The sequence below is a fragment of the Streptomyces sp. NPDC002619 genome (genome assembly GCF_042889305.1).
Taxonomy (GTDB): domain Bacteria; phylum Actinomycetota; class Actinomycetes; order Streptomycetales; family Streptomycetaceae; genus Streptomyces.
In genome coordinates, this window is sequence record NZ_JBIAQV010000011.1 from 138,827 (window position 1) to 162,146 (window position 23,320).

Below are 23,320 nucleotides of genomic sequence, written 5' to 3' on the forward strand. Positions count from 1 at the left end.
CCTCACCGGGGGGTGTCGGGCCGTGTCCTGTCGCGGTACATCGCCACAACCGCCCTGCGCAGGCTGAGCCGCTCGGCGATCTCGTCGTCCGGAAGCCGCAGGGCAGACAGCTCGGTGATCTGCCTCAACCGCTCGGCGGTCGACTCGGGCCAGTCGATCGGGGCGCCCGTTGCCCGCAGTTCGAGTCGTGCCTCGTCAGCACACGGGAGCGCGCCGATCCGGTCGAAGGTGGACTGCGCCGAGGTCAGCAACGACTGTGCCTCGTGGAGCCGTTTCTGACGGCGCAACCAGGAGCCGTAAGCCAGCTCGAGCTTCGCGCGGGCATAGGGCCAGCTGGACAGATCCTGCCGCAGGGCCGCCAGGTAGAAGTCCTCGGCTGCCTCGTCGGCGGCCAGGACGGCGCGGGCGTACGACAAGTGAACGTGCAGAATCGGCGACGGCGTCTCACGTGCGATCACCTCCAGCTCCGCCACCACCTCTCGGGCGTCTTCCCGGTGTCCGGCGCGCACGGCCGCGTCCGCGAGGAACATCAGGCTCGCGAAACCGTGCCGCTGGTGGAAGCTGGGTTCAGCCGGATCGAATATCGCCCGCACCGTCCGGTAGGCGTCCCGGTTCAGCCCGGCCTCCAGTGCCACCAGTCCACGGGCGAGTTGAAGCACCGACAGCATCACGTTCCGGCCGCGGGCCTCTCGCAGTTCGGCCTCGACGGCCCGCCGCAGTGCCTCCTGCGCATCACCGACGAACGCTTTCACCAGGACGTCGGTCACCAGCTGTCCGACTACCCACGTCGGCTGCCCCGTCTCCGCTGCCAGCCGCCTCCCCTCCTCGGCCACGTCGGCCGCCCGCACCAAGTCCCCAAGCAGCGCATACGTCATCGACTGCATGGTCAGCACCTGCGAGAGGAGTCCCAGTCGGCCCTGCCGACGCAATGTCACCTCGGATCGGGCCAGCAGTTCGGCCGCCAGGGCCATGTGCCCCACCGCGTGTGCTGCCATGCTCATGACCCGCAGTGCGTCCCCATCGTCGCCAGGAGGCGTCCCGGTCAGTGCCTCGACGACCTGCCGAGCGCGCAGCACCGGTTCCACCAGCGCCAGGGCCGCGAGGTGACGCGGATCGCCCGCCGTCTCGGGCAGCCGCTCGGCGCAAGCGACGACACGCGCCCGTGCGGCCGGCCCGGTGTCGCCCCACCAACATCGCAAGGCAGCCGCCAGGAGAATGTCGAGCGCCAGATCGGGATCGGCAGCGGCGGACCGAACGGCGAGGTCGCACAACTCGTTCACGCGCGCGTCACCCCCGGGCACGTGGTCGAACATCTCGCCGAGCCATGCCATACGCGCCCGGTCCAGGTCGGTCAGGTCGGTCCTCGCGGCCGACTGCAGCAACTCCTGGACCATGTCCTCCCGGCCCATTCCGAAGGCGTGCCAGGCGGCCATCAGCAGCCGGTGCCCGCGCAGCGCCGACCAACTCGTCAGCTCTGCCGACCGCTCGAGATCGTTGATCGCCGAGAACACCGCGCCCCGGCTCAGTGCGTGCGCGGCGTTGGCCTCCAGAGCGTCGGCGATCCGGTCGTCGGGCCCCACGATGGACTGCGCGCGGTGCCAGGTCCGCCGGTACACGTCCTCCAGGTTGTCCGCCAGCCCCCGGTGGGCCGACTGACGCCGGGCCAGGCTTTCGGCCTGCAGGATTCCCGAACGCACCAGGGGATGCAGGAAGGCGACCCGGCCCTCTTCCACGGTCACCAGTCCTACCGCCTGCGCAGGGCCGAACACCTCAGCGGTGACCGGTTCGCCGCGCAGGGCCGAGGTCGCGGCGATGATTTCGCCGAGGTCGTCCGCCGGGTCGACGGCCGCGACGAGCAAGGCGTCCCGGGTCGCCGCGGACAGTTCGGCCCCGCGCCCTGCGAATGCGTGCTCCAGCCGGTCGGACAAGGTCAGCGGACGCAGTCCAGCGGAGGGCAGAGCCGCCATCGCGATCGGCAACTCGCGCAGCGCCAGCGGATTGCCCAGCGCCTCTCGCTGGATACGCCTGCGCTCGGCCGGACGCAGGCCAGGAGCATGGGCGGACAGGATCTGTGCTGCCGCATCGGCGTCCACGCCGTCGACGGTCAGCTCCGGAAAGCCGGCGTCGAGGAACGGGCCTGTATGGCCCCGGCGCATCGCGGCGGTGATCACCACGGGTCCCGCCAAGCGCCGTCCGACGAACGTCAGCACCTCGTGCGACTGCGGATCCAGCCACTGCACGTCGTCGGCCAGTACCAGCACCGGCCGGTCGGCCGCCACGGCCGCCAGCAGGTCCACAACCGCCAGACTGATCAGGAACGGATCCGGTGGCGGACCCTCGACCAGGCCGAACGCCGCCAACAATGCCTCCCTCTCGTGCCGCGGAAGCAGCGAGAGGTGATCGAGCACCGGACCGACCATCTGGTGCAGTCCCGCGAAGGGAAAACTCGCCTCGCTCTCGACACCGGCCAGCCGAAGTATCCGGAAACCCCGGGCCCGCCCCCTGGACTCCGCCTCATGCAGCAGCGACGACTTGCCGATACCCGGATCCCCGAGCATCAGCAGCACCGCACCGCTCGGCGGCGTACGTTCGAGGAGCCTCGCCAGCACAGCGATCTCCCGCTCCCTTCCGACCAGCATCGCCGCACCCATGGATCCACTCCCAACTCCCCAGAGCCTCCACGCTAATCACTCCGCACCATCGGCGGCTTGCGTCGTTTGACTGATCCCGCCCACACATCCAGCGATGCGGCGAACGCTGGTTTCAGTGGTCGCTCGCGGCCGGTTCCGGCAGCTTCAACAGCGGCGCCAGCTCACTGCGCGAGGTGATCCCGAGCTTGGGGAAGGCTCTGTACAGATGTGCGGCGACCGTACGGTGTGACAGATGCAGCCGTGCCGCTATCTCGCGGTTGGAGAGCCCATCCGCGGCCAGCCGGGCGATCAGTGTCTCCTGGGGTGACAACAGGTCCGTGACCGACGGAAGCGGGTTGTCGGCTGCTCGAGCAGCGTTGCGGCCCGCCCAGTCGGAGGCTCCGATGAGCTCGAAAGCGGTCCGCGCCGAGAGCAGCATCGTGCGCGACCGAGCGGCCTGCCGGTGGCGCCGCAGCCACTGTCCGTACGCGTGCTCCGTCCGCGCCTTGACCAGCGGCCAGCGGGCCAGGTCCTGGCCCAACGCGACCATGTACAGTTCCTCGGCCGCCGCGTCGGCGGCGAGCACCGCTCGCGCGTACGGCAGCTGGACGTGCAGCAGCGGGGCGGGAGTCACGCCTGCCGCTTCCTCGAGGACCGCGAGTATGTCTGCGGCTTCATGACGGCTGCTGCCACGATCCGCGGCCATGGCGAACGGCATCACCGCGGCGAAGCTCTGCCACCGCAGACCCTCGTGCGGCTGGTCGAGGAGCGGCCTCAGCTCGTCGTACGCCTCGGTGTACCGTCCCTCACCGAGCCGCGCCACGCCGCGGGCCAGCCGTAGCGTCGGGATCAGATCGGTGCGCTGCCATGCCGCCACGGTGTCGGCCAGCTCCACCGCGCGCTCGGCTTGCCCGCGCAGTGCGGCGGCGACCGCGTCCGTGCTGGTGAGCGCGGCGACTAAGGACGGTTGTCGAGTCTCGGCGAGGATCCGGCGTGCTTCTTCGGTGAGTTGAGCGGCACGCGGCCAGTCCCCGATCAGCAGCAAATCGGCGGCTTCGGTGAGGAGTGTCTCCGACAGCAGACCGAGTCGGCCCTGCTCGCGCAGAATTGTTTCTGCTCGGCTGAGCAGGTCGACCGCGCGGACCGGATCGCCGGTCGCGTGCGCGGCCATCCCGAACAGCCGAAGGCCGTCGGCGTCGGGGAGATACCACACCTTCTCGTTCGAAGGCAGCCGGTCGGCCACCACCCGGCCGCGGAGCACGGGTTCGGCCAACGCCAGAGCCGCGATGTGGCGTGGATCGCTCGTGCCTGTCAGTCGCTCGGCGGCCGCGACGATGCCCGCCCGCCGAGCGGGGTCGGCACCGGTCCTGTGAGCACGGAGCGCCGCGCTCAGCAGCAGGTCGAGAGCCAGGTTGGGATCGCCCGCCGACAGCTCGCTGATTTCCCGCACTTGCGTCCGGGCCGGAGCGGGCTGCGGGTCCGCGTCCGAGATGTCCTGCAGCCAGGCGGCCTTCGCCCGGTCCGCATCGCTGAGCTCCTGACGTTCTGCCTCGTCGATCAGGGAGTGGGTCAGGCGTGTGCGGCCGAGACCGTACGCATGCTCGGCCGCACACAGAAACCGGTGTCCCCGGGTGGCCGAGTCCGTGGTGAGCTGCGCCGATCGCTCGAGCGCCCATATGGCCGCGACGACTCCGTGCCGCCGGAGCAAGGAAGCGTGAGCATCCGACAGCCCGTCCGCGATCTCGTCGTCGGGGCCGTTGACGGACTGGGCACGATGCCATGTGCGCCGGTCGGGGTGCTCGGCCAGCACCTGCGCCATGGCGGCGTGGGCGGCCTGTCGGCGGGCCGGGGTCTCCGCCTCCAACACCGCGAAGCGGACCACGGGATGGAGGAAGCGCAGTGTCGTCCTGTCAAGTCGTATCAACGAGGCCGCGACCGCGCTGTCGAGAACGTCCACCATGACAGCGCGCCCTGCCAGGACGGACGCGGCTGCCAGGATCTCCGAGAGGTCTCCGACATGGTCGACGGCCGCGACCAGCAGGGCGTCCCGGGCCTGCACCGGCAGCTCGCCGAGCCCGGCCGCAAACGTCGTCGCCAATGCGGAGCTCACCGGCAGGTGGGTCCACGAACCCGGCGGCCTTGTCGGGCGCCACGCTGCGGGGAATTCAACCAGCGCGAGCGGGTTGCCGAGCGCCTCCCCGAGTATCCGCTCCCGAACGGCAGGAGGCAGCGTGGCCGCATGACGGGCCAACAGCCGCCGCGCCGAGGGCTCGTCCAGCACCGGCACGTCCAGTACGGGCACGCCCGGCATGTTCCGTCCTCTGCGGAGTGCCACGAGGATGACGACAGGGTTGTCGCTCGCCCTGCGCGCCATGAACGCCAATACGTCTCGGGTGGGCATGTCGAGCCACTGCACGTCGTCGGCGATCAGCACCACGGGCTGCTCGGCCGCCCTCGTGGTGATCAGGTTGAATGCGGCCAGCGCCACCTTGGAGGTCTCCGGCGGTGGCCCGGAACCGATCTCGAGCGCCGACCGCAGGATCCCGCCCTGTCCCGCGGGCAGAGCGTCCGCCGTGCCGAGCACCGGCCGCAGCAACTCGCGCAGACCGCTGAAGGGTGTGTCGTCGGAGCGCCCGGCAACCTCCAGCATCTGCCATCCCGCCGTGCGGGCGCGTTCGGCCACGGCCCGCAGCAACGCGGACTTGCCGACGCCCGGGCCGCCCTGCAATGTCATGGCGCCGCCGGCGGCGGGCAGCCTTCCCATCAGTTCCTGCAGGACTCTCAACTGCTCATCGCGGCCAAGGAGCCCGGCCTCGTACACGCGTCTCCCCAGTCTTCCAGTACGCACCATGTCTTCTCGGTGAGAGCGTAGGGGAACCACAGCGGCAGGGCTTGAGTCAAGTGACTGGACCCAAAACTACAAGGCGTCCAGCAACGCGGGCGGCGGCCTCGACATCGACACGGCGGTGAGTGACCCCATGGGTACTGGGAGGCCCGTGACGACTCCGCCCGTCGCAGGCGCGGCGGGACTCATCGCTGATCCCGCATGTCAGACGTAACCTCGCCGCTGTACCACGCTCAAGGCCAGGGCGCCCAGCGGGACGTTCAGCCAGAACGTGAGCAGCCGGTAGACGAGCACGGCCGAGGTGGCCGCCCCGGCCGGCACGCCGAGCGTCGTCAGACCGGCGATGAGTCCGGCCTCCAGCGCGCCCAGACCGCCTGGCACGGGAGCCGCGTTGGCGATCAGGCGGGCCGCCATGTACACGGCACTGACCTGGATGAAGGGAAGGCCGCCGCCCAGCGCCTGGAGGCTCATGGCCAGGCCGACGATCTGGATGAGCGGCAGGCCGAGCGCGCCGGTGACACCCACGACGACCTTGGCCGGGTCGGCCGCGACCCCGGCGACGGTCGACCCGGCCGCGCGCAGGAACGGCCATACCTTGTCGTGCAGAAAGCGCCGGCCGGGTGGGGTGAGGAAGAGCAGGCCCCCGGCAGCGAGCGCCAGGGCGATGGCCCACAGCAGATAGCGACTGGCGGGCAGGTCCAGATGCACTCCGGTGTGGCTCCGTCCCGCCCAGGCGAAGAAGACGGCGGCGACAACGGCGTTGGAGATCGCACCGGCCAGGCTCTGCAGCCCGACGGAGGCCGTGGCGGCCCCGGTCTCGATCCCCGTCTTCTGCAGGTAGCGCAGATTGAGCGCCATGCCACCCACGTTGCTCGGGGTGATCCGGTTCAGGAACGAACTGGCGAACTGCACCTGGTAGGTGGGGCCGAACGGCAGCCTGTCCGGGATCGTGCCCAATTGCAGGCAGGTCGAGAACGCCTGCGAGAGGAAGGTGACGGGCAGCACCGCGAGTACCCACCACCAGTTCGCGTCGCGCAGCGCGTCGACAGCCGCCGGGGCGTTGGCCAACTGCGGCAGCACGAGGTGGATGACCAGAAACGCGCCGATCAGGCCCAGGACGCTCTTCCACGTGAAGCGCGCCAGATGCGCGAGCGGAACCGACTGGGCACCACTGGCAGTTCCGACCTCGACGACGAGATCACGCAGCAGACTGGGGCGGCCGCCGGCGCGCAGTGTTCGCCGCCGGGCGCTCTCCCTGGCCGCCCGTGCGCGGGCCTGGTCGTACCGGGCGACCTCACGCCGTGCGGGGCCCATCAACGCGAGCGGCTGCAGGTAGGGCAGCACGGTCGCCAGCAGCTCCGGTCCCAAACCGGCCAGTGCGCACGCGGTGGCACGCTGGGGGCCGACCCGTACCGCGGTCGTGGCCAGCAGTTCGGCGATGTCGCTGCCGAGCACCTCGGGCGGAGCATTGAGCTGAGCGCTCGCGAACGCGGAGAGCCGGCTCTCACCGCCCGGTTCGACGACGACGTGCTCCGGGCGCAGTGCCCGATGTGCCAGCCGGTGCTCCTGGAGGCGGGCCACGGACGTCCACACCCCGGTGAGGACGTGGTCGGTCATCTCCTCGTCCCGCAACGCGGACAGCGCACGGGCGCCCTTCTCGACGGTCGCCACAAGCGCGCCGCCCCCGGCCACCGGATAGGCCATGACAGGTTCGTCCACCCGGGCGCCGGTGCGGGCCGCGAAGACGAGCATGAGGAGTTCGTGCTCGGCTGCCCCGAGCGGTGACTGGGCGGTCGTGTCGGCCGGATGGCGCAGGAGCGTCCATCGGGCAAGGCGGTGGAACAGATCGCGGTTGTGGTCCTCGGCGGCAAGCACCCTTACCGCCAGCCGGGAACGGGCGGTGGTCTCGGCTCGGTAGAGGGTCCCCTCTCCTGGACTCTGCTCGTCCGAGGGCAACTCACGCAGGGTGGCGACCGGGATGCCGGAGACGACGAGGGCGTCGGCGACCGCCTGCGCCGTCGGGCGGTCGGCCGGAGCCCCGGCCAGCAGCAGCATGACCGACCCGGCCGCGCCACCCACGGCGAGTGCGGCGACGGCGTCCAGCGGCACGATCGCAGCGGCAACGACGCTCAGCACGGCACACGCGACGGTCAGCGACCACAGCGCCCGCCGCCGGCGCGATCCGAGCCAGGGGCCCGCCGCGACGACCGCCGCCGCGCAGGCCGCCAGGTACACGGCCGACGGCCAGCCCGCTTGCACCAGACCGCTCCGGCCGACCAGCACCTCCGGCCACGCATGCGGCCTGCTGCGCACCAGAGCCAGGTGCGTGAGCGACCACGCGACCAGCGCGCCCAGCGCCGCCGCGGGCACGACCCGCAGGACCGGGTCGAGCCGTCGCCGTACGCACCAGACCACCAGGGCGGCGATCGGCGCGAGCATGGCGACCACCTGCACCGTTCCCACGAGACCGTCCCGTAGAGCCGGGGGCAGCGCGGTCGCCGTGGTGAGCAGTCCCTGCTGCACCGTACGGGCGAAATCGCGCGTCGCGACCGCCAGCAGCACCGTGACCACAAGTGAGGCCACGGACACCAGCAGCCGCCACAGATCGGCCGCCCGCCGGACGGCCCGTCGAGGCGGAACATCGATCACCGGCGGCGAGGAGCCTTCCGACGGGCCGACGGCATCCGAAGCCGGCTGGATGCCATGGCCGTCGATCCCTTTGATCACGTCGGCTCCTCGTCGACAGGCCGAAAGCCAGGATGACGCACCCGGGTTCCTCTCCCGGCGTCCGCCACTCGGGGGTACCCATGCTCTCGCCGGAACTTGATCCGCGCATCCGTCACATGACTGCATTGCGTCATGTGGGGGGCCGCCGCCACGCGTTCGCCGACCGGTCCGTCCGTGGGACGAAGTGATGAGGTACCGACCGCAGTCGGATGACGGATCACCCTCCCCGCCCGCCGTCCCTAGCGTTCGATGGGGAGAAGACGACCTCGAGCAAGGTCGGGCGCACCGGCGCGTATGCCTCGCCTCTCCCTCGCTTCCTGTCAGGAACGAGACAACACCCTCACCCTGGGAGATCGCCATGCTCAGCTCGTCCAACGCACTAATGTGGCGCAGTCTGCTGGCGGTCGCCGTCGGAGTGGTCGCCGTGGCATGGCCTGGCATCACCGTCGGCGCATTCGTCATTCTGTTCGCCGTCTACGCGTTCATCGGCGCGGCGCTGGACAGCGCGCGAGCCTTCAGCAGCGACCGCGTGGGCCCGGTCTTCGGCTGGCTGCTGCTCGCCCTGCTGTCGGTCGTCGCCGGTGTGGTCGCGCTGGGGTGGCCCGCCATCACGGCCCTTGCCCTGACGATCTGGGTCGGCGCGTGGGCACTGGCGACAGGTGCCATGGAAATCGTCCTGGCATTCCAGCACGGGGAGAAGCCGGGCGAACGGGCCCTTTTCGTGCTGACCGGCCTCGTGTCGGTCGTGCTGGCCTTCGTGCTCTTCGCCCGGCCGGACATCGGCGCGGTCTCGCTGGCCACCGTCTTCGGGCTGTTCAGCATCTTCTACGGCACCACGGGCACCGTCGCGGCCTTCCGGGAGCGTCGCGGCCTCAAGGACACCGGCGGTGCGCAGCCGGCGCGCACCTGAGCCCGCCGGACCCGTCCACGACCACCTCAGCCGGTTGACGGCCACAGTGCGGGCGTGTGAAAGGTCACCGTGGCGGAAGACCATCCGGTACGGGCGGCCGCGGTGCCGGCCTGACCACGATACGGACCGCCGCGCAGGGGTCCGCGGACGTCGACGACCTCGTCCCGGCACAGCAAGCGGAGTCGGTCCGAGCCGAGACGGGGTCGCCGACCATCCCGATGGCGGTACGACGGTCAGTCACTTTGCAGAAGCCTCCGCCGACAGCCGTTGGGCATGGTGCTCTCATCGTTACGCGCCTTCTCGGTTGGTGATTCTCCTGAGGCAGCCGCGGGGTGCGCTCCCAACAAGCATGAACGGGACTTCCATGACCGATCGCCGACCGCTCCGTCCGTCGTCCGTCGCCCTTGTGGCTGCTCCGACCCTCGAACGCCTGCTACGGGACGGCCCGCTCCTGCGTGTCGTCCCGACGATCTGCCCGTCGGGGCTGCGGTTCGAAGGCGAAATAGACCTTTGCTCACGGGATCTACTAGCCGCAGCTCTGGACGAGGCTGTCCAGTTCGGCAATGGCGATCTGCACATTGATCTGGCGGGCGTCACATTCATCGATGTCGCCGGAATCCGCTTGATGACGACCGTCGCGAAGACGCTCAGCCGCGACGGCCGCCGTCTGCTGCTGCACGCCACGCCACCCGGCGCACGCAAAGTGATCCATCTCCTGGGTTGGGAAACGGCCCCCGGCCTGATGCACTGCATCGGGGCAAAGTCGGAGTGCGCTGTCATTTGGAGTAGCGGAAGCAGTCGTATGACGGATCGCAGCGGGGAGCCACGACTCTAGCGTTCATGGCGAACGCCACGGCCTCGGGTGAGGTCGGGCACCGCACCATGCATCCCCGCTTCGTGTCAGGAACGAGGCGACACCCTCGTATGTGGAAGGTCACCATGCTCAGTTCGCCCAACGCACTCCTCTGGCGCGGTCTGCTGGCCGTCGTCATCGGCATAGTCACCGTCGCATGGCCCGGCATTACCGTCGGCGCCTTCGTCATCCTCTTTGCCGTCTACGCGTTCATGAGTGCGGTGACGGACGGTGCCCGTGCTTTCGCCAGCGACAGGGTGGGGCCCGTCTTCGGCTGGCTGCTGCTCGCCCTGCTCTCGTTGGCGGCCGGCGTGGTCGCGCTGGCCTGGCCCGGCATCACGGCCCTCGCGCTCACGATCTGGGTCGCCGCGTGGGCACTGGCGACCGGTGTCATGGAGATCGTCCTGGCGTTCCAGCGCGGCGAGAAGGCGGGCGAGCGGGCCTTGTTCGTGCTGACCGGCCTGGTGTCGATCGCGCTCGCGTTCGTGCTGTTCGTCCGTCCGGACATCGGCGCGGTCTCACTCGCCGCCGTCTTCGGGCTGTTCAGCATCGTCTACGGCATCTCAGCGGTCTTCGCCTCGTTCGAGGAGCGCCGCACCGGCGGGTCCGAGCCGGTCAGCGCCTGAGCGGTACGGAGTCGCACTTCGGCGGCTGCGCAAAGGCGCAGTCGTCGTACGTGCCGGCGACCAATGTCGGGTCCTGGATACGAACGGTTCCGCCTTTCTCCTGTCGTGCGTCCGATGGATCGCCTCAATTCCGTCCGTAGCGTGGTGGTGGACAGCACGGAGGACGTGTGGCAGAGCAGAGCCACGAAGTCGGCTACTCGGCTCAGGGCCACGCCGACCACGGCGGCGGCTGGGGCAACGACGACGGCGACGGCGGTTGGGGTGACGGCGGCTACTAAAACCAGGACCGGCGTTCCCGGCCGGGGCTTCCCGGCCGGGAACGCCTTTTGTGTTGCAGGCCGTTGATCCGCCGCTGCAGATTCCGGCGTATCCGCGCCTCGAGCCTCGGTTCTCACCGCCCTTGCCGGAAGCCGATGTTGTCGTCGATGACGGTGCGCGGTGAAACGGGCGGTTTCTCGGGATGCTCAACGTCGAGCTTGGTGAATTCGATCCCGCGGCTCCACACTCGTCGGCGCTGCCCGGTACCTGTCGGGTTCGAACTCCTCCGGGTTGGTCCACTGCCGGGGATCTCGGCTCGACGAGGAGTGCAGGGTGAGAACATTGCCCAAGCGAGGATTGGCACCACGTTCGGTGCTCACGGTCGACAGGCTGCCTCCGTTCGGTGAAACGGTGCGGAACAGCTCCATCACGTAGCGGTCGAGTGGGGTGAATGCGCCGCCGTCCGCCGTGTCCGGGCTGTTGGTCATCGTCCGCTCGAACCACGACCTGACGGACGGGTCGCCGTGGCCCGCGTCCAGCCCCACTGGCTGAACGCCAGGAAGTTGTGGAAGCACTCGAAGACGATGTCTTCGCGGCGAAAGTGCTCGCCGCCTTGGCCGTTCTTGAGCCAGTAGTGAACGAAGGTGCCCTCCGGGTCCTGGACGTCAGAGTGCCGGCCGTTCGCCCACGTACTCGCTGCTCGAGAGGTAGGGCACGACGGCGCGCTCGATGTAGTCCGGGTCGAAGGACGGCGGAAGCAGTCCGACCCATCCGTGGGGTGTGCTCATGTTTGTTTCCTCTGGTCCTCGGGTCGGCTCGGGCAGCCGAGGCAGCACGGCAGCTCTCCCCGAGCCGTGGTCCAAGGCTGACGCGCAGACCCTTCCGGCCGAATTGGGCTAGAGACACCAATTTGGACATAAATATGGTGTTCCGCGACCAATGGCCGTGCTGCTGCTCGCTCCTACCGTCGTTCTCGCGGACGCAATCGGATCCCTGACCGGCAGGAGCGGAGCATGAAGGCGACACAGGGCACAGCGCCAAGATGCACCACACCGAACGAGCCCGGGCCATCCTCGCCGACGCCCGCGACATGCTCGGCGGCAACGGCGTCGTGCTCGACTACCACGGGCCCGGCACCTGTGCGACTTCGAGGCCATCGACACGTGCGCGGGCACCGACACTGTGCAGACGTTGATCGTCGGCCGTGACATCACCGGTTACAACGCCTTCGTCCCGATGGCTCCGGGCCACTGACCAGGCATGCATCGCGGCGCCCTGTGACAGCGGGTCGGCCCCGGGCGCCGCGCCCGACCGCACAGAAGACACGGAGTAGTCATGAACAAGACGCCCCTCCTGGAGGGACTGCACGTCGTCGATCTCGCGAGCTTCATCGCCGGGCCCGCCGCGGCCACCGTCCTCGGTGACTTCGGCGCCGACGTCGTCAAGGTGGAACCACCGCACGTGGGCGACGCATACCGCTCGCTCAGCCGCATCCCTCCCAACCCCCGTGTCGAAGGGGTCAATTACCCCTGGCAGCTGGACAACCGCAACAAGCGCAGCATCGCGCTCGACCTCAAGTCGCCGGGCGCCCGGCCCGTGCTCGAACGTCTGGTGCGGTGGGCCGACGTGCTGGTGACCAACTTCCCGCCGCGGACGCGGGCCAAGCTCGGCCTGGAGTACGACGTGCTGGCCTCCCTCAACCCCCGGCTGATCTACGCCGATGTCACCGGCTTCGGTGAGGAGGGTCCGGATGCGCATCTGCCCGGCTTCGACGTGACGGCGTACTGGGCGCGCAGCGGCCTGATGGACCTCACACGCCAAAGGGACGTGCCGCCCGCGATGAACGCGTTCGGATCGGGCGATCACTCCACGGCGATCACCCTGTTCGCCGGCATCATGACCGCGCTGTACCGGCGGGAGAAGACCGGCCAGGGCGCACGTGTCACGGCCTCGCTCCTCGCCGAAGGGGCCTGGGCGGCGAGCATGTGGCTGCAAGCCGTACTGGTCGGGGCGAAACCTCCCCGCCTCATCGACCGGTGCCACCCGCCCAACGCGCTCGGAAACATGTACCGCACGGCAGACGACCGCTGGATCGTCCTCGTCTTCGCCAACGAGGACAAGCAGGTCCCGCCCTTCCTCAAGGCCATCGGCCATCCCGAGGCAGCGAAGAACCCGCGCTACGCCGACAGCCCGAGCCGCCGCAGGCACGCCGCCGAGATCGTCACCCTGCTGGACAAGACGTTCGCGACTCGCTCCCTGACCGAGTGGCGCGAGGTGCTCGACGCCGCGGGCCTCACCTTCGGAGTCGTCCAGACGCTCGAGGAGTGCGCCCAGGACCCCCAGCTCCTCGCCAACCGGGTGGTCGTGCCGATCGACGACGGCAGCGATGACCCACACCTGACCGTCGACAGCCCCGTCCGGCTGGAGCAGGAACAGAAGATCTGTCCGGGCCCGGCCCCCGACCTGGGCGAACACACCGACTCCGTGCTCCTCGACCTCGGCTTCGACGCCGCCGGAATCAAGGATCTGCGCAAGGCCGAAGCGATCGACTGAAGCCGCAGCTCAGCGGCGCCAGGGAAGAAGGGAACCACCACCACGACCACGGACACACCGACCGTACTGACCGAGGAAATCGACGGCATCTTCGTGATTACGATCGACCGGCCGAAGGCCCGCAACGCCATCGACGGGGCCACCGCCCGGGCCCTGGCCGCCGCCGTCGACCGCATCGAGGCCCGCGACGACCTCAGGGTCGGCATCATCAGCGGGGCCGGCGGCGACTTCAGCGCGGGCATGGACCTCAAGGCCTTCGCGGCCGGAGCCACGCCCATCGTCGAAGGACGGGGCTTCGCGGGGATCACCCGCGCCCGGATCAAGACCCCGCTCATCGCGGCCGTCGAGGGTTATGCGTTGGGCGGCGGAACCGAGTTGGCGCTCGCCTGCGACATGATCGTGGCCGCGCGGAACGCCACCTTCGGCCTGACCGAGGTCCGCTACGGCATCGTGCCGCCCGAAGGGGGCATGGTGCGCCTGCCCGAGCGCGCCGAGCGATTCGGCCTGGTCAATTACCTCACCGAACCGGGCGGGGCCCTGAAGCGGGCCGCCGGCATCGCGCACAACGCGCCCCTGACCGTGGAAGCTGTCAAACTCGTCGTCAACGAGCGGCGAGCGTTCTGCGACCAGGACGCCTTCGCCGAGCAGGACCAGATCGTCGGGTCGGTTCTGGCGTCGCACGACGCGCAGGAGGGCGCCCACGCCTTCGCGGAAAAGCGCTCACCGCACTGGCAGGGCCGCTGACATCCGCCCGCCCTGCAGGCCGCTTGCCGCCCAGGCCCGCTACACGGGCACAGCCACCCACACACACCGCAGGAAGAGGCGACCAACGATGGCTGAGCAATCAACCGTCCGAAGCGTGACCTACGATCTGCTGCGGACCCTCCGCCTCACCACGGTCTTCGGCAATCCCGGCTCCACCGAGCAGACGTTCCTGCAGAATTTCCCGGCGGACTTCACCTACGTTCTGGCGCTGCAGGAGGCCTCTGTCCTCGCGATGGCCGACGCCTTCGCGCAAGTCACCCGGCGCCCGGCACTGGTCAACGTGCATTCCGCGGCCGGTGCGGGCAACGCCATGGGAAGCCTGATAGCGGCCTACCACGGAAACACTCCCCTGATCGTCACCTCGGGACAGCAGCACCGGGAACTGATGATCGGGGAGCCATACCTGGGCAACCGTGAGTCCACCACCATGCTGAAGCCGTGGGTGAAGTGGTCCTACGAGCCGGCCCGCGCCCAGGACGTACCGGAGACCTTCATGCGGGCTTACGCGATCGCGCTGCAGCCACCGGCAGGACCGGTCCACCTGTCCATTCCCTTGGACGACTGGAACGAGCCGCTGTCCGCCTTCGCGCGTGTGCGGACGGTGAGCACCCGGGTCGCTCCCGACGCCGAGCGGCTGCGCGGTTTCGCCGCTCGCATCTCCGCAAGTCGGCGTCCCGCCCTCGTCTTCGGCCCGGAGGTGGATCGCGCCGGCGGATGGGACGGGGCCGTCGCCCTGGCGGAGAAGCTGCGCGCGGCCGTCTACGGCGCCCCGCTCCTGGACCGCGCCTCCTTCCCCGAAGACCACCCCCTCTTCCGCGGCCCGCTCGGAATGTCCGTGAAGACCATCGGCGACCGGCTGACCGGGCATGACCTGGTGGTCGTGATCGGCGCGGAGGTGTTCCGCTACTACCCCTACGTGCCCGGCGACTACCTGCCCGCAGGCACCGAGCTGCTGCAGATCACCGCGGACCCCGATGTCGCCGCGGCGGCGCGAGTCGGCGACAGCCTCATCGGCGATCCGAAGACGGCGATCGAGCTGCTCCTGGACTTGGTCACGGAGGGATCCGCACGCGCCATGCCAGAGCCGATGTCGCGGCCCCGCAAGCTTCCGCAGGTGCCGAGCAGCCCGCTCACACCGCCGGAGGTGTACGCCGCCCTCAGCAGGGTCAGGCCGTCTGACGCGGTCATCGTCAATGAATCGACCTCCACCATGGCCCAGCAGGTCGAGTGGCTTCCCACGGTCAGGTCCGGTTCGTTCTTCTCCACAGAGAGTGGGGGCATCGGATGGGGCACCCCGGCAGCGGTGGGGGTCGCACTGGGCGACCGGGACAACGGCGTCGAACGGCCGATCGTCGGCCTGATCGGCGACGGCTCCTTCCAGTACTCCGTGCAGGCCATCTGGACGGCGGCGCAGCACAACCTCCCGATTGTGTACGTGGTCATGCGCAACCAGGAGTACTCCATCCTCAAGTCGTTCGCGGTACTCGAGGAAACCCCGGGCGTTCCAGGACTCGACCTGCCGGGACTCGACATCGCCTCCGTGGCCCGCGGCTTCGGATGCCGCGCGGTCGACGTGGAGACCACCGAGGACCTGGAGCGGGAATTCAAGGCGGCCCTGGCCGCCGACACCACCACGGTCATCGTGGTCCCCACGCAACCCCAGAAGGCGATGCTGTAGGGATCGGTCCCGCATGATCCGAAGGATCGGCTGCCTCTGGCTCAATCCGCCGTCGACGGCATCACCGAGCAAGTCATTCGGGGCCGGCGCGAAGGAGGGTTGAGCCGAGGTACTCAACGGCGCGCAGCGCGATTTCCAGATCGGTGTGCCCTTTCTGGATCGGGTGTCCCATGATTTCTTCGGCTTTCCGGATTCGGTATTGCACGGTGTTCTTGTGCAGAATTTGAGCGCCGGCGGTAGCGGTGTAACTGCAGCCGGAGTCCAGGAAAATCTGCGCGGTCTCTCGAAGCCGTGCACTGCTCTCGTCATCGACGGCCAAAGGCCCCAGGACACCCCACACCCAGGCGCGCATGTCGTCGACGTTCGTAGCCATCAAGGCGATGGGAGCGACGGTGGAGAAGCAAGTGAACTGGGGGGTTTGACTGGCCGCTGCCGCGAGTTCCTGCGTGCGCAGTGCCTGCCGATGCGTGGAGCGGAATCCCTCGATGCCGTACCCCACGGACCCAGCGCACGCGTGCACGGAAGGATTGCTGCGCTCGACCACATTCGACACCTGTTCCCAGGAGACGTGGCTGTGCGAGCCGAGCGGCAGCCAGGCCCAGGACAAGACCGCATCCCGGGGGACGAAGAGCGGCCTGGCGGGGCAGTCGAGCTTCCCGGCAATCTCGGTGGTGATCCGGTCGAGTTGAGCAAGTCCCGCACCCCCATCCGCCGACGCGGGCAACCAGGTCACCAGCCCGAGGTGGTTCTGCCGGAGCCGGTAACCAAGCGCTGGTTCAGACCAGTTGAGGTCGACGTCCTTCTCGGCGAGGAGCTCTCGCACGCGCGCGGCGCGCGTGGCGAGCTGACTGAGCAGCCAGTTGTCGCGCTCCCGTTGGTAGACCACGGCGACTTGTTCGGTTACCCGGTCGATGTAACCGAAGGTCAGCCGCAGCATGCGCCGGTGGGTCGCGCTGGACAACTCGTAGTCGGCGCCCTGTCGGTCGAGCTCGTCCAGACACCACTGCAGAAAGCGCCAGTGGCCGATCCTGTAGGCCCTGACCATCGCACTGAGGGGGATATCTCTCTGAGCCAGCCTCCTGGCGTACTCAAAAGCAGCTGCAGGCGCCTCGACGTTGTCCATAGATATGTCGTTCTCGAAAATGTGCAGCAACGTGGTGACATTTTCTGCGCAGCTTGCCTGCAGGATCTTGATGACGGTCGTATCACCCCTGACTTCGGGGACCTCGGACGTAACACTCTCCACGACGTCGCGGCTGACCTCCGAGACGCTTACCCCAACGTTTTCCGCGACCACGGACAGTAGTTTCGCGGCCTCGGGATGCTCCGCAGCCATACCTCAACCCTACAGGGGTGGCTCGCGACAGGCCGGACTCCGGCAAGCCTGCGCGACCACCGCCGGCGGAATGGTCCATCGGCACCAATTCCAACCCGAAGGTCGTATTGCGGGACCAGTGGCTTTCGTGCACTGCACGCCTAGCCTCTGGTAACTGTCGAACCCGTCCGGCACGCGGCTTGGGGAGAGAGATCGGCCTTCCACCCGTTGTTCGAGAACACCCGAAGGGTGATTCACGTTGAGCAATTTTCTCCGATACAGCCTCACAGAGCCGCTGAACCCTCGAGAAGTGCCCGACTCTGCGATTGCGATGATCAACGGCGAGGGGACGGTGGTCGGTTGGACGAGCACCGCGGAGCGGCTTGTCGGTTACGCGGCCGGGGAGATGGTGGGCCGACCCGTCTGGTCCGTGCTGCCGTTTCTCCAGAACGCACTACACACATGGGCGGCCTCCCAGCAGCGCCGCGCCCGGGGCGGTTGGTCCGGCACAGCGACGGTCCATCACCGCGACGGCCACACACTCCATGCAAGCCTGCGCGTCTCGCTGTTGTGGGGGCGCGACGGAGCAGTCCGCTGGCTCGTCTCCGGCACCAATATCGCCTCGCTTTCCGCGGTGGAGGTCACTGGATCGGTACGGGAGTCGCTTCTCACCCGCACACCGATCGGCATCGTGGTGCGTGACTTGGAACTGCGCTGTGCCTGGGTCAACGACGTCGTCGAACGTCAGGACGGCGTCCCTCGTGACCGGCGGCTTGGACGGCGCCTCCCGAAATCGCTGTCCTGCTTCGAATCCGAGGCGCTCGAAGCAGTGATGCGCAAGGTGCTGAGCAGCGGCACGACCGCGGTCCATCAATACCGGGCTTGGCCGTTGGCGGATCAGCGCCGGGAACACGACTTTTCGGTCTCGTTCTTCTGCCTGCGCGACGCCGACGGCAGGCCGCTCGGGGTGTGCTCCATGAGCGTGGATCTCACCGGCAACCAGCGGGCCCGCGAGCGCCTCGCCATCCTCACCGAGGCCAGCACCCGGATAGGCAGCACTCTGGACGTGATGCAGACCAGCCAGGAACTGGCCGACCTCGCCGTGCCACTCCTGGCCGACTACGCCGTCGTCGACCTGGCGGAGTCCGTCCCGCTCGGCGAAGAACCCGCCACCGGCATCAGCCCGACGGGGGAGCACGGTCCGGCCTTGTGCCGCGCCGGCCTGGCCTCGATCCACCCGGGGGCTCCCGAGTCGCCCTGGGCACGCGGCGAGCCGGTCTTCATCCCGCCGGCCTCACCCTGGATCAGTGTCCTGTCCTCGGGCGCCTCTCACCTGGAACCCAGCTTGGACGCTTCACGGGGCACTTGGGTCGACGAGGACCCGGCGCGGGCGCAGAGCATCCGTGAGAACGGGATCCACTCCATGATGCTTGTCCCCATTCGCGCGAGGCGCGCCACGCTGGGTGCGGCGTTGTTCGTCCGCACCGAGGAACCGATGCCGTTCCAGGAGGATGACCTGCTCCTGGCCGAGGAACTGGTCACCCGGGCCGCACTGTCCCTGGACAACGCTCGCCAGTACACTCGCCAGCACACAGCGGCCCTCGCCCTGCAACGCACTCTGCTTCCGCAAGGCGTGAGGGACAGCGCGGCGATCGAGGCGGCCTCGCGCTACCTGCCGGCCGACGTGGACAACGGCGTCGGAGGCGACTGGTTCGACGTGATCCCGCTGTCCGGCGCCCGCGTGGCTCTTGTCGTCGGGGATGTGGTCGGGCACGGCATCAACGCCGCGGCGACCATGGGAAGGCTCCGAACGGCCATGCGCACCCTTGCGGACATGGACCTGGCCCCCGCCGAACTGCTGTGCCATCTCGATGACACGGTCCGGCGCCAGGCAGAGGAGGACGTCGCCGCCGGGGACGGCCGCCACATGATCATCGGCGCCACCTGCCTCTACGCCGTCTACGACCCGGTCACCCGGCGGTGCACGATCGCACGGGCCGGACACCCCCCGCCCGCTGTGGTCGACCCGCAGGGCAAGGTCACGTTTCCCGACCTCCCCGCCGGAGCCCCACTCGGCGTCGGGTCGGTCCCCTTCGAGGCCGTGGAGACGGAATTGCCCGAGGGGACCTTGCTCGCCCTCTACACCGACGGACTGGTCGAGACCCGCGACCGCGACATCGACGTCGGAATGCGGCAACTGGGCGCCACCCTGGCGGCCCAGCCCCAGCGGTCCCTGGACGACCTCTGCTCCGCAGTGATCGAGGCGCTGCCGGCCCAGTCACCGTCCGACGACGTCACCCTGCTCCTGACCCGGACCCGTGCTTTGAGCCCATGCCAGACCGTGTCCTGGGACCTGCCCCGAGACCCGGCCGTCGTCTGCAGTGCCCGCAGCCTGGTGACCCGGCAACTGGCCCGGTGGGGGTTGGACGACCTGATCACAGACACGGAGCTGATCACCAGCGAGCTGGTCACGAACGCGATCCGTCACGGCGCCGGCCCCGTGGCCCTGCGTCTGATCAAGCACCGCCTGCTGACCTGCGAGGTGTCCGACGCGAGCAGGTCCTTCCCACTCCTTCGTCACACTGGCAGCACCGACGAGTACGGCCGCGGCATCCTCCTCGTCTCCCATCTGTCGCGCAGGTGGGGCTGCCGCTGGACAACGGGCCGCAAGGTCGTCTGGGCCGAACAGGATCTGCCCGGGCACGATGGGAAGGAGCTGGCATGAACCTCGCATCCCACGTGGTCGACAGCGCCCTGACCCATCCGGATCGCGCCGCGCTCCGTCTGGAGGACGTGGTTGTCTCCTATCGATCGCTCGACCAGGGCAGCGCTCGCATGGCAGGACTGCTCAACGACCGTGGCGTGAAACCCGGGGACCGAGTGGCGATCATGCTGCCCAACGTGCCGGAGTTCGCCCTCGCCTACTTCGGCGTACTCCGGGTCGGCGGCATCGTCGTCCCGATGAACCCGCTGCTCAAGTCCCGTGAGGTCGCCTACTACCTCGGCGACTCAGGTGCCCGGCTTCTGTTCGCCTGGCATGCCTTCGCCGACGAGGCACGGGCCGGTGCGCAGCAGACCAAGGCCGAGTCGGTCGTCGTCGGTCCCGGCTCGTTCGACGAACTGCTGACGCCCGCCCCACCCGTCGAGGACCTGGCCGACCGGCACGAGGACGACACCGCGGTCATTCTCTACACCTCGGGGACGACCGGTCAGCCGAAGGGCGCAGAACTGACCCACGCCAACCTCACCCGCAACTGCGACATCGTGGCCACCGACCTGCTCCAGCTCACCGCCGACGACGTGATCTTCGGTGGGCTGCCGCTGTTCCACGCGTTCGGACAGACCTGCACCCTCAACGCCGCCGTCGCCTCCGGCGCGTGCCTCACGCTGCTGCCGCGCTTCGACGCGGCGAAAGCACTGGGGATCCTCGGCGAGCACGGGGTGACGGTCTTCGCCGGGGTCCCGACGGTGTTCAGCAGGCTGGTGCAGAAGCCCGACCGAGCCGCCTACCCCGTCTCCCGGCTGCGCATGTCCCTCACCGGCGGCGCGGCGATGCCGGTCCAGGTGCTGGACGACTTTCAGGCCGCCTTCGACTGCGTCGTGCTCGAAGGGTATGGGCTGTCGGAGACCTCGCCCGTCGCCTCGTTCAACACCCTGCAGGCCGGACCCAGGCCCGGTTCGGTCGGCACCCCGATCCGGGACGTCGAGATGCGGGTGGTCGACGACGGCACGGAGGTACCGCATGGGGAAACCGGCGAGATCGCGATCCGCGGGCACAATGTCATGAAGCGCTATTGGCAACACCCCGAGGAGACCGCCGCCGCGATCCGGGACGGCTGGCTCTACACCGGCGACCTCGGCCGGGTCGACGAGGATGGATACTTCTGGATCGTCGGACGGAAGAAGGACGTGATCATTCGCGGCGGGTACAACGTGTACCCCCGCGAAGTCGAAGATGTGCTGTATGAGCATCCTGCGGTCGCCGACGCCGCTGTCATCGGCCTTCCCGACTCCGATCTCGGTGAGGAGGTCGGTGCGGCGGTCGTTCTGAAACCGGGCGCCCGAACGACAGCCGAGGAACTGCGTGAGTACGTCAAGCATCAGGTCGCCGCCTACAAGTATCCGCGGAAGGTATGGATCGTGGACGCGCTACCGAAGGGCCCCACCGGCAAGATCCTCAAGCGGGCCATCGTCCCGCCGCCTTGCCCCGCGGGGTGTTGAAGACGCCCCGGTTCACCGGGTTCGGCTGTGTGGCCCTTTTGCTGCTTTCGCAGGCGTGCGGGTGCTTTATCGGCCGGTGGCCGATGGCCGACCGTCCCGAATTCCGCCGTTCACGCGGAAACCGTCGCCGGCTTCTCGATTTCGGTGGGCTCGGCGGCGAGCTGCTTCGACGTACCGCGGCCCACGAAGCCGTAGGCCGCCCCGACGAGCAGACCTCCGCCGACGAGGTTGCCCAGCCCCACCAGCCCGAGGTTGCGGGCGAATTCGGCCGCGGTGGCACCCGGTACGTGCTCCAACATGCCGAGCGCGTAGTAGGTCATGTTGGCCACGACGTGCTCGAAGCCCGAGCCGACGAACGCCAGCAGGCACCAGAAGATCAGCATCAGCTTGGCGCCGTCGGACCTGGTCCGCGCCGCCATCCACACGCCCAGGCAGACAAGGAAGTTGCACAGCACCCCGCGGAAGAACAGCGCCGCGCCCGACTCCGCCGACTTCGCCTTGATCAGACTCGCCAGCAGGGCGAGCGCCGGGGCAGGATGCCCGAGGGTGGCACCGGAGGTGATGACACCGCTGCTGTGCACCAGCCAGGCGAACACGACGGACCCGAAGAGATTGCCCACGAACGAACCGACGATCAGCGCCACCGCGTTGGCGACGGTGCAGCGCCGGGCGATGACTCCCTGCACCGTGGTCATCATGTTGCCCGTCGTCAGTTCCGCGCCGGCGAAGATCACCAGGGTCAGCGCCACGCCGAACACCAGCCCCTCGACGAGCTTCGTGTACGGCGACGAGGCGGCCAGCAGTGGTCCGGCGACCGTGAGCAGCAGTACTGCCGCAACCCCGATGAACGCACCGGCCAGCAGCGAGCTGACCAGATAGCGGCCCGGCCTGCGGAGGCTGTCGACCTTGTCGGCGGCCGCCTGTCCCTGCTCGGCGAGAGCCTGAGAAACGGCGATGGGCATTGCGTCACCTCATTGCGCTCATGTACCGGATGTTCGTTGTATGGCCCTGCTGAGTTTTTTTGATCCTAGGCCGAACGGAATGCTCCGGAAGAAAAGGAGTTCAAAGTCACACATCATGGAGTCGGCGATTCGGGATTCGGTCACCGGCCCCGGCCGACATTGCATTTAATGGAAATTCCAATTTTGAGCAAAATGGCGGTATGAAATTCCCGGTGGACGATTCCGGACGGGCCGGGGACTCGACCGTCGCCTACGGGTACTGCGGTCGTGACGCGGAACTCCTGGTCGCCGTCCGCTTCCCTGAGGGTGGCGAGGACCTCGCGGATGCCGGCTTCCGCGAGTTCGCGGAGCCTGGTCGCGGCCTGGGTGCCGGCCCTGGTGGTCGGCGACGCTTGTCCGACCTGTTCGGCATCCACTCGGGCGGATAGCTGCCGACGTTCCCCGGCAACTCGCCCTCCACCAGGAAGGACGAGGATGGCTATGGGCGAAGAACAACCGGAGAGCACGTTTGCCGCGGAGCTGCGACGGTTGCGCCAACGGGCGCAGATGACGCTGGACGGGTTGGCGGACGCCTCAGGGGTCAGCGCGCGAACGATCGGCGGACTCGAGCGCGGCCACAGTCTGGGGCCGCAGCGCCGCACGGTGACGGCGCTTGCCGACGGTCTCGGCCTGGATGAAGCGGAGCAAGACGCCCTGGAACGTCTGGCGAACGTCGGACGTCCGCGGCCCGTCACGGCGCCGGCCGGATGGTGTGTGCCGCCGCGACCCGTTCGCCGCTTACGCGGACCGCCTCGGTGCGTTGGAAGAGCCGATGCGGCGTACGGCTTCCGGCGGACGCACCGGGGAGAGTGTCACTGTTGGGGTCCTCTGTGCGGGCGGGGATCCGCGTAGGGCGAACGGGAGTTTGTGTGCCGAATGCGTGACCTTTCTCGTGGTCGGTTCGTTGTGGGTGGTGGCGGATGGCCGGGGCGGGGATC

Annotated in this window: 17 protein-coding genes; 10 read left to right on the forward strand and 7 right to left on the reverse strand. The window is 68.8% G+C overall.

Features of this window, described 5'->3' with window-relative positions; all coding sequences use genetic code 11:
• Positions 1-2 precede the first annotated feature (2 nt).
• The 3 genes from ACFYXB_RS19900 to ACFYXB_RS19910 all read right to left on the reverse strand — a co-directional run bounded on the left by ACFYXB_RS19900 (position 3) and on the right by ACFYXB_RS19910 (position 8,202).
• A complete protein-coding gene (locus ACFYXB_RS19900) occupies positions 3-2,651 on the reverse strand; it encodes an ATP-binding protein (protein ID WP_389583954.1) in 2,649 nt (882 codons plus the stop codon).
• Positions 2,652-2,763: 112 nt separating this feature from the next.
• Positions 2,764-5,481: an AAA family ATPase gene (locus ACFYXB_RS19905; RefSeq protein WP_389583956.1), complete on the reverse strand. Its 2,718-nt coding sequence runs from the start codon at positions 5,479-5,481 to the stop codon at positions 2,764-2,766.
• A 198-nt stretch (positions 5,482-5,679) separates the two neighbouring features.
• Positions 5,680-8,202 carry a flippase-like domain-containing protein gene (locus ACFYXB_RS19910; RefSeq protein WP_389583958.1) on the reverse strand — a complete coding sequence of 841 codons (2,523 nt, stop codon included), beginning with the start codon at positions 8,200-8,202 and terminating at the stop codon, positions 5,680-5,682.
• Positions 8,203-8,560: 358 nt separating this feature from the next.
• Between ACFYXB_RS19910 and ACFYXB_RS19915 the strand changes: the two genes are divergently transcribed.
• From ACFYXB_RS19915 to ACFYXB_RS19925, 3 genes are all read left to right on the forward strand, one after another.
• Positions 8,561-9,112 carry an HdeD family acid-resistance protein gene (locus ACFYXB_RS19915; protein ID WP_389583961.1) on the forward strand — a complete coding sequence of 184 codons (552 nt, stop codon included), beginning with the start codon at positions 8,561-8,563 and terminating at the stop codon, positions 9,110-9,112.
• 364 nt (positions 9,113-9,476) lie between these two features.
• Positions 9,477-9,947, forward strand: a complete 471-nt coding sequence (locus tag ACFYXB_RS19920; RefSeq protein WP_389583962.1) for an STAS domain-containing protein — start codon at positions 9,477-9,479, stop codon at positions 9,945-9,947.
• A 104-nt stretch (positions 9,948-10,051) separates the two neighbouring features.
• Positions 10,052-10,591 (forward strand): HdeD family acid-resistance protein, encoded by a 540-nt coding sequence (locus tag ACFYXB_RS19925; RefSeq protein ID WP_389583965.1) that lies wholly within the window; start codon positions 10,052-10,054, stop codon positions 10,589-10,591.
• 464 nt (positions 10,592-11,055) lie between these two features.
• Here ACFYXB_RS19925 and ACFYXB_RS19930 read toward each other — a convergent pair whose 3' ends face one another.
• Positions 11,056-11,337, reverse strand: coding sequence for a hypothetical protein (locus ACFYXB_RS19930; protein ID WP_389583967.1), 282 nt, complete (start codon positions 11,335-11,337; stop codon positions 11,056-11,058).
• 177 nt (positions 11,338-11,514) lie between these two features.
• Complete coding sequence (locus tag ACFYXB_RS19935; protein ID WP_389583970.1) at positions 11,515-11,637, reverse strand: hypothetical protein; 123 nt, start codon at positions 11,635-11,637, stop codon at positions 11,515-11,517.
• Between the two features lie 547 nt (positions 11,638-12,184).
• On the opposite strand from ACFYXB_RS19935, the gene ACFYXB_RS19940 reads away from it, so the two are divergent.
• The 3 genes from ACFYXB_RS19940 (at position 12,185) to mdlC (ending at position 15,845) form a co-directional block, all read left to right on the forward strand.
• The gene (locus tag ACFYXB_RS19940) at positions 12,185-13,402 is read left to right on the forward strand and encodes a CaiB/BaiF CoA transferase family protein (protein ID WP_389583973.1); all 1,218 of its coding nucleotides are present in this window, start codon (positions 12,185-12,187) and stop codon (positions 13,400-13,402) included.
• Positions 13,403-13,495: 93 nt separating this feature from the next.
• A complete protein-coding gene (locus ACFYXB_RS19945; protein WP_389583976.1) occupies positions 13,496-14,146 on the forward strand; it encodes an enoyl-CoA hydratase-related protein in 651 nt (216 codons plus the stop codon).
• Positions 14,147-14,261: 115 nt separating this feature from the next.
• Positions 14,262-15,845 (forward strand): benzoylformate decarboxylase, encoded by a 1,584-nt coding sequence (mdlC, locus tag ACFYXB_RS19950; RefSeq protein ID WP_389583979.1) that lies wholly within the window; start codon positions 14,262-14,264, stop codon positions 15,843-15,845.
• 73 nt (positions 15,846-15,918) lie between these two features.
• Here mdlC and ACFYXB_RS19955 read toward each other — a convergent pair whose 3' ends face one another.
• The gene (locus ACFYXB_RS19955; RefSeq protein WP_389583981.1) at positions 15,919-17,181 is read right to left on the reverse strand and encodes a PucR family transcriptional regulator; all 1,263 of its coding nucleotides are present in this window, start codon (positions 17,179-17,181) and stop codon (positions 15,919-15,921) included.
• Between the two features lie 289 nt (positions 17,182-17,470).
• Between ACFYXB_RS19955 and ACFYXB_RS19960 the strand changes: the two genes are divergently transcribed.
• On the forward strand, positions 17,471-19,885 hold the full coding sequence (locus ACFYXB_RS19960) for a SpoIIE family protein phosphatase (RefSeq protein WP_389583983.1): 2,415 nt from the start codon (positions 17,471-17,473) through the stop codon (positions 19,883-19,885).
• Positions 19,882-21,381 (forward strand): long-chain fatty acid--CoA ligase, encoded by a 1,500-nt coding sequence (locus ACFYXB_RS19965; protein ID WP_389583985.1) that lies wholly within the window; start codon positions 19,882-19,884, stop codon positions 21,379-21,381. The genes ACFYXB_RS19960 and ACFYXB_RS19965 overlap by 4 nt, the downstream gene beginning before the upstream one ends.
• A gap of 110 nt (positions 21,382-21,491) precedes the next feature.
• Here the strand turns inward: ACFYXB_RS19965 and ACFYXB_RS19970 are convergent, their stop codons facing one another.
• On the reverse strand, positions 21,492-22,343 hold the full coding sequence (locus ACFYXB_RS19970) for a formate/nitrite transporter family protein (RefSeq protein ID WP_389583987.1): 852 nt from the start codon (positions 22,341-22,343) through the stop codon (positions 21,492-21,494).
• 200 nt (positions 22,344-22,543) lie between these two features.
• Here ACFYXB_RS19970 and ACFYXB_RS19975 point away from each other — a divergent pair, with 200 nt between their 5' ends.
• Both ACFYXB_RS19975 and ACFYXB_RS19980 read left to right on the forward strand, forming a co-directional pair.
• Positions 22,544-22,771, forward strand: coding sequence for a hypothetical protein (locus ACFYXB_RS19975; protein WP_389583989.1), 228 nt, complete (start codon positions 22,544-22,546; stop codon positions 22,769-22,771).
• Positions 22,772-22,823: 52 nt separating this feature from the next.
• On the forward strand, positions 22,824-23,234 hold the full coding sequence (locus ACFYXB_RS19980; protein ID WP_389583991.1) for a helix-turn-helix domain-containing protein: 411 nt from the start codon (positions 22,824-22,826) through the stop codon (positions 23,232-23,234).
• Positions 23,235-23,320: the final 86 nt, after the last annotated feature.

Coding starts and splice junctions, on each gene's coding strand:
- ACFYXB_RS19900 (WP_389583954.1), bottom strand. CDS start 2,651: ATGGGTGCGGCGATGCTGGTCGGAAGGGAGCGGGAGATCGCTGTGCTG.
- ACFYXB_RS19905 (WP_389583956.1), bottom strand. CDS start 5,481: ATGGTGCGTACTGGAAGACTGGGGAGACGCGTGTACGAGGCCGGGCTC.
- ACFYXB_RS19915 (WP_389583961.1), top strand. CDS start 8,561: ATGCTCAGCTCGTCCAACGCACTAATGTGGCGCAGTCTGCTGGCGGTC.
- ACFYXB_RS19920 (WP_389583962.1), top strand. CDS start 9,477: ATGACCGATCGCCGACCGCTCCGTCCGTCGTCCGTCGCCCTTGTGGCT.
- ACFYXB_RS19925 (WP_389583965.1), top strand. CDS start 10,052: ATGCTCAGTTCGCCCAACGCACTCCTCTGGCGCGGTCTGCTGGCCGTC.
- ACFYXB_RS19930 (WP_389583967.1), bottom strand. CDS start 11,337: ATGACCAACAGCCCGGACACGGCGGACGGCGGCGCATTCACCCCACTC.
- ACFYXB_RS19935 (WP_389583970.1), bottom strand. CDS start 11,637: ATGAGCACACCCCACGGATGGGTCGGACTGCTTCCGCCGTCCTTCGAC.
- ACFYXB_RS19940 (WP_389583973.1), top strand. CDS start 12,185: ATGAACAAGACGCCCCTCCTGGAGGGACTGCACGTCGTCGATCTCGCG.
- ACFYXB_RS19955 (WP_389583981.1), bottom strand. CDS start 17,181: ATGGCTGCGGAGCATCCCGAGGCCGCGAAACTACTGTCCGTGGTCGCG.
- ACFYXB_RS19965 (WP_389583985.1), top strand. CDS start 19,882: ATGAACCTCGCATCCCACGTGGTCGACAGCGCCCTGACCCATCCGGAT.
- ACFYXB_RS19970 (WP_389583987.1), bottom strand. CDS start 22,343: ATGCCCATCGCCGTTTCTCAGGCTCTCGCCGAGCAGGGACAGGCGGCC.
- ACFYXB_RS19975 (WP_389583989.1), top strand. CDS start 22,544: ATGAAATTCCCGGTGGACGATTCCGGACGGGCCGGGGACTCGACCGTC.
- ACFYXB_RS19980 (WP_389583991.1), top strand. CDS start 22,824: ATGGGCGAAGAACAACCGGAGAGCACGTTTGCCGCGGAGCTGCGACGG.